The 14,667-nt window shown below is 58.7% G+C and carries 12 protein-coding genes; 9 read left to right on the top strand and 3 right to left on the bottom strand.

Annotated elements, in window-relative coordinates; translation table 11 throughout:
• Positions 1-114 precede the first annotated feature (114 nt).
• From U8U68_RS03920 to hisB, 9 genes are all read left to right on the top strand, one after another.
• Positions 115-4,449 (top strand): PolC-type DNA polymerase III, encoded by a 4,335-nt coding sequence (locus tag U8U68_RS03920; protein ID WP_322199539.1) that lies wholly within the window; start codon positions 115-117, stop codon positions 4,447-4,449.
• 260 nt (positions 4,450-4,709) lie between these two features.
• The gene (locus U8U68_RS03915; RefSeq protein WP_322199538.1) at positions 4,710-5,315 is read left to right on the top strand and encodes an LD-carboxypeptidase; all 606 of its coding nucleotides are present in this window, start codon (positions 4,710-4,712) and stop codon (positions 5,313-5,315) included.
• A gap of 24 nt (positions 5,316-5,339) precedes the next feature.
• Positions 5,340-5,726, top strand: a complete 387-nt coding sequence (locus U8U68_RS03910) for a S66 peptidase family protein (RefSeq protein WP_322199638.1) — start codon at positions 5,340-5,342, stop codon at positions 5,724-5,726.
• A gap of 126 nt (positions 5,727-5,852) precedes the next feature.
• A complete protein-coding gene (gene hisZ, locus U8U68_RS03905; protein ID WP_322199537.1) occupies positions 5,853-7,061 on the top strand; it encodes an ATP phosphoribosyltransferase regulatory subunit in 1,209 nt (402 codons plus the stop codon).
• Positions 7,058-7,681 (top strand): ATP phosphoribosyltransferase, encoded by a 624-nt coding sequence (gene hisG / locus U8U68_RS03900; RefSeq protein WP_322199536.1) that lies wholly within the window; start codon positions 7,058-7,060, stop codon positions 7,679-7,681. Before hisZ ends, hisG begins: the two co-directional genes overlap by 4 nt.
• A gap of 395 nt (positions 7,682-8,076) precedes the next feature.
• Positions 8,077-9,378: a histidinol dehydrogenase gene (hisD, locus tag U8U68_RS03895; RefSeq protein ID WP_322199535.1), complete on the top strand. Its 1,302-nt coding sequence runs from the start codon at positions 8,077-8,079 to the stop codon at positions 9,376-9,378.
• Positions 9,365-9,730, top strand: coding sequence for a hypothetical protein (locus U8U68_RS03890; RefSeq protein ID WP_322199534.1), 366 nt, complete (start codon positions 9,365-9,367; stop codon positions 9,728-9,730). Before hisD ends, U8U68_RS03890 begins: the two co-directional genes overlap by 14 nt.
• Positions 9,731-10,030: 300 nt before the next feature.
• On the top strand, positions 10,031-11,089 hold the full coding sequence (locus U8U68_RS03885) for a pyridoxal phosphate-dependent aminotransferase (protein ID WP_322199533.1): 1,059 nt from the start codon (positions 10,031-10,033) through the stop codon (positions 11,087-11,089).
• Positions 11,086-11,661, top strand: a complete 576-nt coding sequence (gene hisB, locus U8U68_RS03880; protein ID WP_322199532.1) for an imidazoleglycerol-phosphate dehydratase HisB — start codon at positions 11,086-11,088, stop codon at positions 11,659-11,661. Before U8U68_RS03885 ends, hisB begins: the two co-directional genes overlap by 4 nt.
• A gap of 264 nt (positions 11,662-11,925) precedes the next feature.
• On the opposite strand, the gene U8U68_RS03875 is transcribed toward hisB, so the two are convergent.
• The 3 genes from U8U68_RS03875 to U8U68_RS03865 all read right to left on the bottom strand — a co-directional run bounded on the left by U8U68_RS03875 (position 11,926) and on the right by U8U68_RS03865 (position 14,349).
• Positions 11,926-12,612 carry an SDR family NAD(P)-dependent oxidoreductase gene (locus U8U68_RS03875; protein WP_322199531.1) on the bottom strand — a complete coding sequence of 229 codons (687 nt, stop codon included), beginning with the start codon at positions 12,610-12,612 and terminating at the stop codon, positions 11,926-11,928.
• 12 nt (positions 12,613-12,624) lie between these two features.
• Positions 12,625-13,086, bottom strand: coding sequence for a VOC family protein (locus U8U68_RS03870; RefSeq protein WP_322199530.1), 462 nt, complete (start codon positions 13,084-13,086; stop codon positions 12,625-12,627).
• Between the two features lie 216 nt (positions 13,087-13,302).
• Positions 13,303-14,349 carry a LacI family DNA-binding transcriptional regulator gene (locus U8U68_RS03865; protein WP_322199529.1) on the bottom strand — a complete coding sequence of 349 codons (1,047 nt, stop codon included), beginning with the start codon at positions 14,347-14,349 and terminating at the stop codon, positions 13,303-13,305.
• Positions 14,350-14,667: the final 318 nt, after the last annotated feature.

Below are 14,667 nucleotides of genomic sequence, written 5' to 3'. Positions count from 1 at the left end.
AAAGAGGACGTTGGTCTCCAGCGTTTACAGACCCGGCGGCGGAGACCGCGAAACTTTTAGCTTGTGCCTGGGGGCGGAAGCATTTGGCTCGAATTTTTTTAGGGAGGCGGCGGTTTGCACAGTATTGGCGAAATATTTCAAAATGAATTGTCTGGCGAGGAGTTTCCCCGCCCTTTACTAGAGGGGGAGGTTCTGCGTCTTACCGTTGACCGGGCGGCACGGGCTATAGAGCTCTCCGCCCGGTTTGGTCGGTTTATAGAGTATTCTCAGCTGCAACGTTTTTCCCGCCAGGTAGGCGGAGCCTTGGGAGCCCGGATGAGCCTGCGGCCCCGGTTTCCGGCAGAGGATTTTTCCGCCGGCCGCCTGGATGACCTGGCCGAAGCTCTGAAGGAACAGGAGGCCAGCCTAAACGGCACTTTCCGCCAGGCCCAGGCCATGCTGGCGGGGAACGCTCTTACAGTTAGTCTGGCTCACGGAGGCTATGAGCTTCTGGCCGCCCGGGGTACTGCCCAGAAACTGGAAGAGTTGATCCAAGACTGGTTTTCAGTGGATTGCACGGTACGCTTTGACGGCAAGCTGACAGTGAAGGAGGGAGACGGCTCCTTACTGGAGCAGACCCACCACAAGGAAGAGGAAGAGCGCAGGGCGAAAATTACCCAGGAAATGGAAGAGTACCAGGCCGCTATGGAGGACCAGGCCAGCCGGCGGAAAATCAGCGTGCGGGAAGGGGAAAGCCTGCTGCCCCAAATCATCCCAGAGACCGCCAGGGCCCTGCTGGGCCCTGTGCCAAAGGCCAAGCCCCTGCCCCTTAGCGAGCTGACCCTGGACCTGGGCACCGCCACGGTGTGGGGGGAGATTTTCAGCATTGAGAGCAAAGACACGCGGGATAAGTCTAAGAAAATATATAGTATTGATATTACAGATTACACCAACTCCACCACACTCAAGATCATTCAGGACGCGGGCCAGTGCAAAGAGCTGGACAAGCTGAAAAACGGGACCTCCCTGCTGGTGCGTGGGGCCCTGGAATATGACAAATATGATCGGGAAAACGTGCTGCGGCCCCGGTCCATTGCCACGGTGGACCAGGTGCAGGTGGTGGATGACGCCCTGGAAAAACGGGTGGAGCTGCACCTGCACACCAACATGTCCGACCTGGACGGCATGACTCCTGCCGGGGACCTGGTGAAACAGGCGCACCGCTGGGGCCAGCGGGCCATTGCCATTACAGACCACGGGGTGGCCCAGGCCTTTCCCGACGCCATGAACGCCGAGGCTGAGGTGCGCAAGGAGAACCCGGACTTTAAGGTCATCTACGGTATGGAGGCCTACTTTGTCAACGACCTGGTGCCCGCCGCTGTGGGCGGGGAACAGTTCCCCATTGACGGGGACTTTATCTGCTTTGACCTGGAGACTACAGGCCTTTCGGCTAAGAAGGACCGCATTACAGAAATTGGTGCGGTACGGGTGCGGGGGGGCCGGGTTACAGAGCGTTTCGATACCTTCGTCAACCCCGAGCGGCCTATTCCGCCCAAAATCACCCAGCTGACGGGCATTACGGACGAGATGGTGGCGGACGCCCCCAACGAGGCGGAGGCGATAAAGGCCTTTTATGATTTCTGCGGAGAAGAAACCGTGCTGGTGGCCCATAACGCGGGGTTTGATACAGGCTTTCTCAGGGCCAGCGGAGAGCGGACTGGGCTAAAGCTCTCCTATCCATACATCGACACTGTGCCTATGTGCCGGTCGCTGCTAAAAGACATTAAGGACTGCAAGCTGGACACTGTGGCCAAGTACCTAAAGCTCTCGCCCTTTAACCACCACCGGGCGGATGACGACGCGGCGGTGCTGGGGGAAATCTTTACCAACCTGATCCGGCGGTTGAAGGAGGACCAGGGCGTGGCCACCGTGGGCCAGGTAAACACTGCCCTGGCCGGGGGCGACCCCAAAAAGCTGCGCAGCCACCACATGATTCTGCTGGTGAAGAACAACACCGGGCTGAAAAATTTGTACAGGCTTATCTCCAACGGCCACCTGCAAAATTACTACCGCCACCCCCGCACCCCGAAAAGCCTGCTGAACCAGCACCGGGAGGGGCTGCTGGTGGGCAGCGCCTGTGAGGCGGGGGAGCTGTTCCAAGCTATGATCAAAGGCGAGAGCTTTGAAAACTTGTGCAAGATTGCCCAGTACTATGACTTTTTAGAGATACAGCCCATTGGCAACAATATGTTTATGGTGCGCAACGGCGACACCGACGAAGAGGGCCTGCGGGAATATAACCGCACCATTGTACGCATCGGCGAAAAGCTGCACAAGCCCGTAGTGGCCACCTGTGATGTGCACTTTAAGGACCCCAAGGACGCGGACTACCGCCGGGTGATTATGCACGGCTTTGCCGACGGCGACCAGCAGGCGCCCCTGTATATGCACACCACCCCGGAGATGCTGAAGGAGTTCGCCTATCTGGGGAAAGAAAAGGCCTATGAGGTGGTGGTGGAGAACACCAACAAAATTGCCGATATGGTGGACCGGGTGCGCCCTGTGCCTAACGGCAACTTCCCCCCCTTCATCGAGGGGGCCCAGGAGCAGCTGGTGGATATTACCTGGCGGCGGGCCAAAGAGCGCTACGGCGACCCCCTGCCGGAGATTGTGGAGGCCCGGCTGAACAAGGAGCTGGGATCCATTATCAAGCACGGCTTCTCGGTGCTGTACATGACCGCCCAAAAGCTGGTGGCGGATAGCGAAGAGCACGGCTATTTAGTGGGCTCCCGGGGCTCGGTGGGTTCCAGCTTTGTGGCCAGTATGTCTGGTATTTCCGAGGTGAACCCTCTGGAACCCCACTATATCTGCCCCAGCTGCAAGCATAGCGAGTTCATTACCGACGGCAGCTACGACTCCGGCTTTGACCTGCCCCCCAAGGACTGCCCCCGCTGCGGCACGGCCATGGACCGGGACGGCCACACCATCCCCTTTGAGACCTTTTTGGGCTTTGATGGCGACAAGGTGCCGGACATTGACCTGAACTTTTCCGGCGAGCAGCAGAGCAGTTCTCACCGGTTTACCGAGGTGCTCTTTGGCCGGGACAACGTGTTTAAGGCCGGCACCATTGCCACCGTGGCGGAAAAGACCGCCTTTGGCTATGTAAAGGCCTATGCCGAGGAGCGAAGCCGCACCCTGCACAATGCCGAGATGAAGCGGCTGGCCATGGGCTGCACAGGGGTAAAGCGCACCACAGGCCAGCACCCTGGGGGCATGATTGTTATTCCCCGGGGCATGGAGGTCTATGACTTCTGCCCAGTGCAGCACCCGGCCAACAAGCAGGACAGCGATAATATTACCACCCATTTTGACTTCCACTCCATCCATGACAATGTATGTAAGCTGGACGAGCTGGGCCACGATGTGCCCACCATTTACCACTATCTGGAGGAGTACACGGGCATCCCGGTGATGAAGGTCAGCATGAGCGACCCGAAGGTGATGAGCCTGTTCGAGTCCCCGGCGGCCCTGGGGGTGACCCCAGAGGACCTGGATGGGGTAAAGACCGGTACCCTGGGTTTGCCGGAGCTGGGCACCCCCTTTGTGCGGGGAATGCTGGATGAGGCCAAGCCCCGCACCTTCGCGGATTTTTTGCAGATTTCGGGGCTTTCCCACGGCACGGACGTGTGGCTGGGCAACGCCCAAGAGCTGATCCACAACGGCACCTGCACCATCTCAGAAGTTATTGGCACCCGAGATAACATTATGGTCTATCTTCTTAACAAGGGCCTAGAGCCCAAGATGGCCTTTAAGATTATGGAGATCGTCCGTAAAGGTAAGGCGGGCAAACTGCTCACTGAAGAGCATATTGCTGCCATGAAAGAGCACGACGTGCCCCAATGGTACATCGACAGCTGCTATAAGATAAAGTATATGTTTCCCAAGGCCCACGCGGCGGCTTACATGATCGCGGCTCTGCGATTGGCCTGGTACAAGGTGCATACCCCGGTGGAGTTTTATGCTGCCTACTTCACAGTGCGCAGCACAGACTTTGATGGGGTTACCGCCTGCAAGGGCCATGAGGCGGTGCGCCGGAAAATGAAGGAGATTGACCTGAAGATGAAGAACCGGGAGGCCAGCCCCAAAGAGGCCAGCGAGTTCGACACCCTACAGCAGATCAACGAGATGATGGCCCGGGGGGTCCAGCTGCTGCCCGTGGACCTGTACCAGTCCCATGCCACCCAGTTTAAGGTGGAGGAGGGAAAGATTCGCCTGCCCTTTTCCAGCCTGGGCGGCGTAGGCGAGGCGGCGGCGGCCAGTCTGTGGGAGGCAGCCAGCGATGGGGAGGAATATATCTCGGTAGAGGACCTGCAAAGCCGCTCTAAGGTCAGCAGCGCGGTGATGGACATTCTCCGGGAGGTAGGGGCTCTTAGCGCCCTGCCTGAGAGCAGCCAGGTGACGTTGTTTTAGGGGAGTGGCGGGTGACTAACCCCGCGCTGTTCCGGCGGGGGAACAGAAAAGGCCCTGTCGGCAGGCGAGACTCAGAGCCCAAGAGTTGGCAAAAACGCTCCACAGCCGGCGGGGGAAGCGCCCCGGTTACTTGACAAAGCCAAGTAATGGGACCGTTCTAACCTGACCGGGCCCAGCCGGTTTTATCGGCAGGCGAGACCCCAAACATTGTGAATAAATACTTGTTTGGGACGCCTTCTAAAACATATCAGAGGGAAAATATGCGTACACTCATCAAGCCCCAGCGCCTGCGCCGGGGAGACACGATAGCGGCCCTCTCCCTTTCTGGTGGCCGTGCCGGAGACCCGGACCTGCTCTGGCGGTATCAGCTGGGGAAAAAGCGGCTGGAAGAGGCCTTTGGCCTGAAGGTGGTGGAGACGCCCCACGCCCTGCGGGGCAGCCAGTATCTGTATGAGAACCCCCGGGCCCGGGCGGAGGATCTGCTTTGGGCCATGGAAAACCCCCAGGTTCAGGGCATCATCGCCAATATGGGCGGAGACGACTCTTACCGGCTGCTGCGCTATATAGACCCGGCGGTGATTCGGGCCCACCCTAAGGTTCTGATGGGCTATTCGGACATCACCACGGCCGGTATGCTGTTTTTCTATGCCGGGGTTATGAGCTACTACGGCCCCAATCTGCTGACGCCCATTGCCCAGCCGGGAAGGCTGGACCCGTATACCAAGCGGGCAGTGGAAAGGGCGCTGTTTTCTGGGGAGGTCATGGGTCCGATAGAGCCCTGTGCCCGCTACACCCCCATTGAGTGGCGGGACCTGCCCGAGGAGGAGATCATTTGGCAAGAGAACCCCGGGTACCAGGTGCTTTAGGGCAGGGGAAAGGTCCGGGGGCGGCTGCTGGGGGGATGCCTGGGCCCCTTGCAGCAGATTATGGGGACGGAGATATTCCCCCGGAAAGAGGAGTGGCAAGGAAGCATTCTATTTATAGAGAATGGTACGCCTTACGGAAGCAGCTTGGCGGGGCTTCACGCCTGGCGGGCCCTGGCCGCCACCGGGGCGCTGGACGAATGCGTGGGGCTGGCTACCCCGGCTATGAGCCAGGAGGAACAGGAGACCCTAAGCCGGGTGCTGCGCTGTGAAGTGGGCCGGGAGGACCTGCCGGTTTTAGTCAATGTGGATTTTGGCCACCGCACTCCTATGGCTGTGCTGCCCCAGGGGGTTCTGGCGGAAGTGGATTGTGACCAGGCAGCGTTGACCATTTTAGAGAGCGGGACGGCGTAGGCGGGGGTACAGGGAGCTTGCGCGTAAAACAACGCGTTTGGACACTCTCCTGCTTTTTCCGGCTTGACAAACGTGGTTTGTTATGGTAACATGTTAGCGCGATAAAGTTACGGAGGACTTATCATCATGAAAACTTATCGAAAGCTTACCCCCGAGGGTGTGCGGGACGTGCTCTTTGGCCAGTGCCGGGCCCGGTCTTGGGTACGGGGGCGGCTGACCGAGATCTTTACTACCAGAGGTTACCAAGAGGTAGTCACCCCTGGGCTGGAATTTTATGACGTGTTCAACCTGCCCGGGGCTGCTATTCCCCAGCAGGAAATGTACAAGGCAACAGACTGTAGGGGCAGGCTCTTGGTGTTCCGGCCAGATTCTACCTTGCCCATTGCCCGTATGGCCGGGGCCCGGCTCCATGGACGCAGGCTCCCGGTGCGGCTGTACTACTGCCAGAACGTCTACCGCAACTGGCCCGAGCTCTCTGGCCGCAGCCACGAGTCTGCCCAAATGGGCGTGGAACTGCTGGGAGCCGCAGGCCTGCGGGCGGACCTGGAGGTGGTCTGCGCCGCGGTGGAGGCCCTAAAGGCAGTGGCCCCCGGCTTCCGGCTGGAGCTGGGCCACGCGGGCTTTTTTAAGCTGCTGGCTTCTAAGCTGGACCTGCCTCCCCAGCAGAGGGAGGAGATACGGGCCACCATCGAAATGAAAAACTACGGCGCTCTGGACGAGCTGCTGGCCCCTCTGGGCGACAGCCCCGAGGCCCGGGCCATGCGCCGCCTGCCCCGGCTTTTCGGCGGGGAAGAGGTGCTGGCCGAGGCCGAGAGCTGGCGGCTGGACGGCAGCGCAGCCCAAACCCTGGAGTATATGCGCGGCTTGTACAACGCCCTGGGCAGGCTGGGCCTGGGAGACCGGCTGATGGTGGACCTGGGCCTGGTGCAGCGCAACGACTACTACACCGGGGTGGTGTTCAGCGGCTATGTGCAGGAGCACGGCGGGGCGCTGCTGACCGGAGGGCGGTATGACGGCCTGTGTGAAAGGTTCGGCGCGGCCATGCCCGCCGCCGGGTTTGCCCTGGACCTGGATGCCGCCGCCCAGCTGCTGGAGGGCGGCCTGCCCAAGCTGGGCCCAGCGGACCTGCTGGTCCACGGGGAGCGGGGGTATGAGCTGGAAGCCCAGGAGGAGATTACCCGGCTGACCCAGGGGGGCCTGCGCTGCGAGGCCTCGGTGTGGGAGAACCGGGAAGAGGCCATAGGGTATGCCCGGGCCACCGGCATCCCAAAGGTGCGGGTGGTGGGCCCGTATCCACAAGAAATCTTGGTGGAGAAGGAAGGGGGCGCGCTATGAAGCCGCTGCGTATGGCGCTGACCAAGGGACGGCTGGAAAAGTCCACCGTCCAGGTGATGGAGCGGGCGGGGCTGGACTGCGCCGCCCTGCGGGACAAGGGCCGCCGGCTGATTCTGCCTGTGGGCGAAAGCCTGGAGGCGGTGCTGGCCAAGGCCAATGACGTGATCACCTATGTGGAACACGGAGTCTGCGACCTGGGGGTGGTGGGCAAGGACGTGATTATGGAACACGGCGGGCAGTTCTTCGAGATTTTGGACCTGCGCTTTGGCCGCTGCGCCTTTGCCCTGGCCGCGCCCAAGGGACGGGACTTTTACCAAGGCTACCGGGGCAAGACCATTGCCACCAAGTACCCAAACGTGGCCAAGCGGTTCTTTCAGGGGAAGGACATGGACGTGCGGATCATTAAAATCGAGGGCTCGGTAGAGCTGGCCCCCCTGGTGGGGCTGGCGGACGGCATTGTGGACCTGGTAGAGACCGGGGCCACCCTGCGGGAGAACGGCCTGGAGGTCATTGAGCAGGTGGCGGAGGTATCGGCCCGGCTGATCGTCAACACAGCTAGCATGAAGCTGCGCAAGGAGGAGATCGAGGCCTTGGCCCGGCGGCTGGAGGAGCAGCTGTAGGGGCTTGGCCCTTTTGACAATACGAGCCTGATCGGTTTGTTTTTGCCTGTAACAGGGCTTGTTTCGGTTAGAGATTTTTTGCTAGCTCTTCCTCAAGGGGGATACCCCTTCTTACAAGAAACTTCCCTCCGTCTTGGGTACCGCAGTGGAGGCTTGTTCCATCCTTTGCTGTTTTTCCTGTAGAATGCTCTGCTGAAATTATGTCCCTGTTTGCGCAGAGCCCCCTAAGACGGAGGGGGATTCTACAAGGGGGCCGGCCTCTTTAGCGAGGAGAGGATACAAAGGAGGGGGGCAGAGCCCTCCTCCTTTGCCCCCAGCCAGCGGGAGCTGTGACAAAAAACAGAAGAATAAGCTGGAAATTACCAAGGATTAATAGTATAAGAGGTGTATATACCATGATAAAAACCATTACCGCCACCCCAGAGGAACGGCAAAGCTTTATCGCCGCCCTCAAGTCTCGGGTGGGACGGGCCGACCCAGCCATCGAAAAGGCTGTGGCTGATATCATTGAGACAGTGCGTACCGGCGGCGACCAGGCTGTGAAGGAGTACTCTATGAAGTTCGACGGCTGGACCCCCGATGCCCTAGAGCTGGGCCGGGAGGAAATGGAGCGGCTTTGCGCCCAATGCGACCCGGCCTTTTTGGCCGCTTTAAAGCGCGCGGCCGCCAATATCTGGGACTTCCACCAGCGTCAAAAGCAGCAGAGCCGCATTGACGCCGCCGGGACCGGCATCCTCACGGGCCAGCGGGTGCGGGGCCTGCACCGGGCCGGGGTCTATGTGCCCGGGGGCACCGCTGGGTATCCCTCTTCGGTGCTGATGAACGTGATCCCCGCCAAGGTGGCTGGGGTGGGGGAAGTGGTTATGGCCACACCCCCTGGGCGCACTGGCCGCCCGGACCCCAACATCATGGCTGCGGCCCTGGCCGCCGGAGTAGACAGGGTGTTCCTGATGGGCGGGGCCCAGGCAGTGGCCGCCCTGGCTTTTGGTACCGCGACTGTGCCCAAAGTGGACAAGATCGTGGGCCCGGGGAATATCTTCGTGGCCACGGCCAAAAAGCAGCTGTACGGCGTGGTGGATATTGACATGATCGCCGGGCCCAGCGAGATTCTGATTTTGGCGGATCACACCGCCGATCCGGAGTTCTTGGCCGCGGACCTGATGAGCCAGGCCGAGCATGACCCCATGGCCAGCGCCATCCTCATCACCAACGACAAAACTATAGCGGAGGCCACCGTAGCAGCCCTGTACCGGCAGCTGGCGGGCCTCTCCCGCCGGGAGATCATCGAAAAATCCCTGGATAGCTACGGCGCGGTGATTGTCTGCGACCATATGGACGAGGCCGTGGATTTTGCCAACCAGCTGGCCCCCGAGCACCTGGAAGTTTGCTGTGAGAATTCCATGGAGTACCTGGGCAGACTGGACAACGCGGGCTCGATATTCCTGGGAAATTATTCCCCGGAGCCCTTGGGAGACTACTTCGCCGGGGCCAACCATGTGCTGCCCACCGGAGGCACGGCCCGGTTTTTCTCGCCCCTGTCGGTAGACGATTTTATCAAGAAATCCAGCTTTATCTACTACCCCCGGGACCAGCTGCTAAAGGCGGCGGACGACATCATCTGTCTGGCCGAGACCGAGGAGCTTACTGCTCACGCCAATTCCATCCGGGTGCGAAAGGCCAAGCATGGAAACGGTTGAGGAGGTGTTCCAGCGGCTGGAGCTGGTGAATATGGGCCGTTACCGGCTGGAGTGGATTGGCGGGAGCAAGACCGCCGCTGTGCTGTACTATCAGAAGGGGCGCAGGCGGTTCAAAATTTTCTTTGATGACAGTAATGTGGAGATTTCCCAGGAAAAGCGGTGGTTCCGGGAGAAGTTTTGGGACAGCCTGGGGGTGCGGCACTACGACCAGCCGGAGGATACCGTGGGGGACGTGTACGACACGGTGGTGTGGTGCCTGCAAGAGTTCTGCGGGTTTTCCCAGCAGTTCGGGCAGCTGCCGGAGAAGGAGGACAACGAGGCCGAGCCGGAGCCGCCGGAATCGCCAGAATAAAAAATTCCCCGGGCGGCAAGAGGAAACATTGCGCGGTCAAGGGGTGGGGAAGGTATCAGCGGGCCTCATCTGCCGACTCGACCGGGTCAAAAAGATTGCCACTGGCAATCTTCCCCGCTTCGGTCGTTGTCTGACGGTCCCCGCTAGGGACCAGCACCCGAGCCATCAGGCGAGACAGGCTCCTTGCAGGATCCAGGAACAGAGTCCCTGGCCGCCGGAGGCCAAAACGGACGCACGCCCTTTCCGCATAGGCGCAGCCGGGTAGAAAATCGCTAATTTTTATAAAATAAGGAGCAAGTCATGTACAAGCTAAACGAAAAAGCCGCGTCCCTGACCGCCTACCAGCCGGTAGACGCCGGGAACTGTGTACGGCTGGACGCCAACGAGTCTTTCTTAAATATGCCGCCGGAGATTCTGGGCCGGGCCCTGGCTCATATTACCGCAGCCGACTTTAACCGCTACCCCGACCCCGCCGCTGGAGAGCTGTGCCGGGCCTTTGCCGCCTACTATGGCCTGGACCCCGCCGGGGTGGTGGCGGGCAATGGCTCGGACGAGCTGATTTCTGTGATTTTCCAAGCATTTCTGCTGGGGGGCCAGGCCTTTGCCACCCTAGAGCCGGATTTCTCTATGTACGCCCACGCGGGAAAGCTCTGCGAGGCCCGGCACGTGGCCATTGGAAAAAGAAAGGACTTCTCCATTGACGTGGAAGAGGTCATCCGCATCTGTACCCAAGAGGATGTAAAGCTGTTGATTTTTAGCAATCCCTGCAACCCCACCTCTATAGTACTGGGCCGGGAAGAGGTGCGGCGGCTGGTGAGCGCTGTAGAGGCCCTGGTGGTGCTGGACGAGGCCTACATGGATTTCGCCGATGAAAGTCTGCTAGATGAGGTGGGAAAATATGACAACCTGATCATTCTGCGTACCTGCTCCAAAGCCATAGGCATGGCGGCCCTGCGGCTGGGATTTGCCGTGGCGGGGGAGAAGCTGGCCGGGGTGCTGCGGGCGGCAAAATCTCCCTATAACGTGAATGCGGTCTCACAGCTGATGGGCGCGGCGATGCTAAGGGATAGGTCCGCCCTGGAAGAGAGGCTGGAGCAGATTCTCGCCTCCCGCTGGGAACTGTTGGCCGGGCTGGAGGCCCTGTTGGTAAAACGGCCTGGAGCTTTTGTGGTGCTGCCGTGCCAGGCCAACTTCGCGGCTCTGGTGATGGAGGAGCCGGCCGCCGCGCAGCAAAAGCTGCTAAGCCAAGGGGTGGCTGTACGCTGCACAGGGGGGCTGCTGCGTGTCACCTGTGGCGCGCCAGAGGAAAACCGGCTGTTTTTAGAAAAATTCGAAAAGGTTTTGGAGGAAATGCCATGAGAGAGGCCAGCATCCACCGGCAGACTGCCGAGACGGACATTACCCTGACCTTAAATCTGGACGGGGGCGGGCATAATATTTGCACAGGCATAGGCTTTTTTGACCATATGCTCACCGCCTTAGCGGTACACGGGGGTCTGGACTTGCGTGTAGAGGCCCGGGGCGACCTGGAGGTGGACTGCCACCACACCGTGGAGGATGTGGGCATTGTTCTGGGCCAGGCCCTGGGGCGGGCTCTGGCGGATAAGACCGGGCTGCGGCGGTACGGCCACGCCTTTATTCCTATGGACGAGGCGCTGGCCTTTTGTGCAGTGGACCTAAGCGGTAGGCCTTTTCTGGTGTTTTCGGGGGAATTTCCCCAGGCTCAGGTGGGAAATTTTGACGCCTGCATGACCCAGGAGTTCTTCCGGGCCGTGGCGTTCCACGCGGGCATTACCCTGCATTTGCGGTGCGAGTACGGAGCAAACTCTCACCACATGATTGAGGGGATGTTCAAGGCATTTGCCCATGCCTTAAAAGACGCGGCGGAATCCGCCGGAACCGGCGTGCTCTCCTCCAAAGGGATGCTGTAGGCAAAATAACCCCGTAACAGATGAAACTTTTGTTTCGACGTTTTGGATGTTTGGCCAGGTGGATTCTGCCACGAACTGTTAGCTGGGTGGAAACAGGAGCATTTAGAAAGCAAAGCGGATCTGTGGCCAGCCAGTGGGGCCGCTGTACACGGGCTGCAAAGGGTCTGTATCAGCAAAAACTGCGCCGCCCGTATCCCCAAAATAGTAACAAAAAGGAGCCGTCCGGGTTAAGCCGGGGCTCCTTTTTTTGCATTGTTGGGAGTCCTATGCCTCCATAGGCTCTCCCTTGTAATCAATGTACCAGTTCTCCCGGTGCAGGGGCACCTGCCCGGTAAGCATTTTGCATAGGGCGGCGGCGGTCTCTTCAGGCTCAATCTGCGCAGTGGTGCGGCCCATTTCTGTGTTCATGCGGCCCGGGTGCACAGCGTAGAAGTCTGCGTCTGGATAAGAGGCGTTGAGAATGCCGCAGGCCTTCGTGGCCGCGGTTTTGGAAAGACCGTAGCAGGGCACCCAGGTGCCGCAACTTTTTACACCCACCCCCTCTGAGGTAATGGCAAAAAAGCGCCCGCCGGGCTTTAGCCCGGGCAAAAAGGCCTGGGCCGCCCGGATGGGTCCAAAGGCGTTTACCTGGAAAGTAGCCTCTAGTTCCGCCAGGTCACACTGGTGCAAAAGTTTCTCCCGGTCGCCGGGCAGTAGTACACCGGCCACCACACAGACCGCGTCGGCTTGGCCAAAAAAGTCCTGGCAGGCCTTGGCCCCCGCTGTCAGCTGTTCCATGTGGGTGACGTCCCCGGGAAAAACCAGCAGCTGCTGGGCGTATTGCGCCTGTAAGGGAGCCAGGGCTCCGCCGCCTAGCACCCCCGCCGCCACCTGACAGCCCTGGGACAAAAGACCGCGCACCAAGCACAGCCCCAAGCCCTGGGATGCGCCAATTACAATAATATTACTCATAAACACGCTCCCTTAGTAGTTTTCCAGCAGCTCGATCAAGCATTTCAGGTCACCGTGGGAGTCCATATAGGCGTACTCGCCATTGCCACCGCCGTACTTGCCCCGCTGCACACATTTCATACCGAAGCTTTCGCAGGAGGCAATTTTCTCATCCATGCCCTTCACCTGGAAAGCAATGTGGTGGATGCCCTCGCCGTGCTGGTCCAGAAAGTCCTGCCAGGTGCTCTTCACACCGTTGGGCTGGATGAGCTCAATCTGAATGCCAGGGCCCACGTCAAAAAAGGCCATCCAGCAGTTGGCGTCTGGGGCAGGCCGGCCCTCTACCGTAGTGCCGGTGACTTCATATTTGCCGCCGTCAAAATGGTCCGGCACAGGCACGCCGAAAAATTCGGCAAACTTTCTCTTGGTCACCTCAATATCCCGGACGATAAAACCCACCTGCGCTAAAAGATTGTTGTTAATGATTCCTGCCATGACGATATTCCTCGCTTTCTTCATTATGATTTTTCAGCCACAAAGCCATGGAGCGCCGCGGCCTGTCTCTGACAATACATCTGAACTGGGCCTGGCCAATAGCCTGACTGTTTGCACGATGCTTCATTACTTGAGTTTATAAATATGAGAGGTTCTATGGCAATGGGGGACAGCAAAGGGCAATTTGTAAAAGAGTTTTTTGGAATAAACGCGCGTTTAAGCTTCTGCTCTGGGAGGGGCCGTGGATTCCCGCACCAGCAGCTGGCCGGGGATAAAATCTGCCTGAAGCACGTCGGGCTTTTCCTCAATGGTGTCGATGACTCGGTTAGTCAAAGACGCGAACAGCCGCTGAAAGTCGTAATAATAAGTGGTCAGCGGGGGAGAAGCGGTTTTGCCCTCGGGGCGGGCGTCCATGCCAACCACAGAGATGTCCTGGGGAATACGCAGCCCCAGCCCAGCACAGGCGCGGTACACCCCAAAAGCCACACCGTCATTATTGGCACAGATGGCGGTAGGCAAATCGTCCAGGCTGTTTTCCAGCAGTTGCTTGGCGGCGGGATAGCCGGTTTCCTCGATAATGCCGCCGTAGGCCAGCCATTTGTTTTTTAAAGGGAGGCTGTGCTTCAGCATGCCCCGCATGTAGCTTTCGTGGCGGTGGATGCAGCTTAAGCGGCTGAGGTCCCCGTCGATAATGGCGATTTTCCGGTGGCCCAAGCTGTAGAGGTAGTCGATCACCGCCTCGCCGGAATCCCGCTCAAAATTGGAAGAAAGCCGGTGGGGCTGGTCCTCGCCCTCATGGAAATAATCAAAAATACCCACAATCTTGTCCATCTCAAGCAGCTCGTCCACAAGGGGCTCGGTATTGCTTAGGCCAACAAAAATTCCCGCGTCGATGCGGCCTTCCATATAAATCTTCCGCACTTTCTGAACATTGGCGCTGTCTGTTAGGTCGTCAATAAAACTGGCCAAAACCAGGTACCCCCGCTCGGCGGCGGCGTCCACGACATGCATAAAATAGGAACTGGTCAGTGGGTCCATAGCCAGACGGCTGCGGCCTACCCAGAAAAGACCAATGGTATTGGTACTTTTGCCGGAAAGGGCCCGGGCAGAGACCTGGGGATAATAATGGTATTCCTTGATTACCTTCATAACCCGCTCGTAGGTTTCGGGGGGTACATTGGTATAGCCGTTAATCACCCGGCTTACCGTACTGCGAGAAACCCCTGCCAGGCGGGCAATATCATTACTGCTGATCCGTTTCACAAATGCCGTTCTCCTTTAAGTCACACTGTTCGATCTGTTTACAACTGTTTATATTTTAGTACAGACAGGTGAAAAAGTAAAGACCCCAGTGTGGAAAAATATGCATTACAGCAACAGCGGAACAGCGAGCTAAGCGGGAAAAGATATAGAATAAACGCGTATTCACCCGCAAATATACTAGCATTTTCCCAGTTGGTCTGTCAAGGTCGAAAAAGGTAAAAATATGAAGTTTCAATCATATTTGTAGAATTATCACAAAAGTTTTATAAAAACCACGTGCATTATCGCTAAATCGCATTTTCCCTCTTGCAAACGCGC

The organism is Acutalibacter intestini (assembly GCF_034334985.1).
Classification (GTDB): domain Bacteria; phylum Bacillota; class Clostridia; order Oscillospirales; family Acutalibacteraceae; genus Acutalibacter; species Acutalibacter intestini.
Note: the sequence above shows the minus strand (reverse complement) of the source record. Positions and strands in the feature narration are given on the sequence as shown.

Bases quoted from the DNA above. Each gene is read 5' to 3' on its own strand.
- hisZ (WP_322199537.1), top strand. From the start codon at position 5,853: ATGAAAACTTATCGAAAGCTTACCCCCGAGGGTGTGCGGGACGTGCTC.
- U8U68_RS03890 (WP_322199534.1), top strand. From the start codon at position 9,365: ATGGAAACGGTTGAGGAGGTGTTCCAGCGGCTGGAGCTGGTGAATATG.
- U8U68_RS03885 (WP_322199533.1), top strand. From the start codon at position 10,031: ATGTACAAGCTAAACGAAAAAGCCGCGTCCCTGACCGCCTACCAGCCG.
- hisG (WP_322199536.1), top strand. From the start codon at position 7,058: ATGAAGCCGCTGCGTATGGCGCTGACCAAGGGACGGCTGGAAAAGTCC.
- U8U68_RS03915 (WP_322199538.1), top strand. From the start codon at position 4,710: ATGCGTACACTCATCAAGCCCCAGCGCCTGCGCCGGGGAGACACGATA.
- hisD (WP_322199535.1), top strand. From the start codon at position 8,077: ATGATAAAAACCATTACCGCCACCCCAGAGGAACGGCAAAGCTTTATC.
- hisB (WP_322199532.1), top strand. From the start codon at position 11,086: ATGAGAGAGGCCAGCATCCACCGGCAGACTGCCGAGACGGACATTACC.
- U8U68_RS03870 (WP_322199530.1), bottom strand. From the start codon at position 13,086: ATGGCAGGAATCATTAACAACAATCTTTTAGCGCAGGTGGGTTTTATC.
- U8U68_RS03875 (WP_322199531.1), bottom strand. From the start codon at position 12,612: ATGAGTAATATTATTGTAATTGGCGCATCCCAGGGCTTGGGGCTGTGC.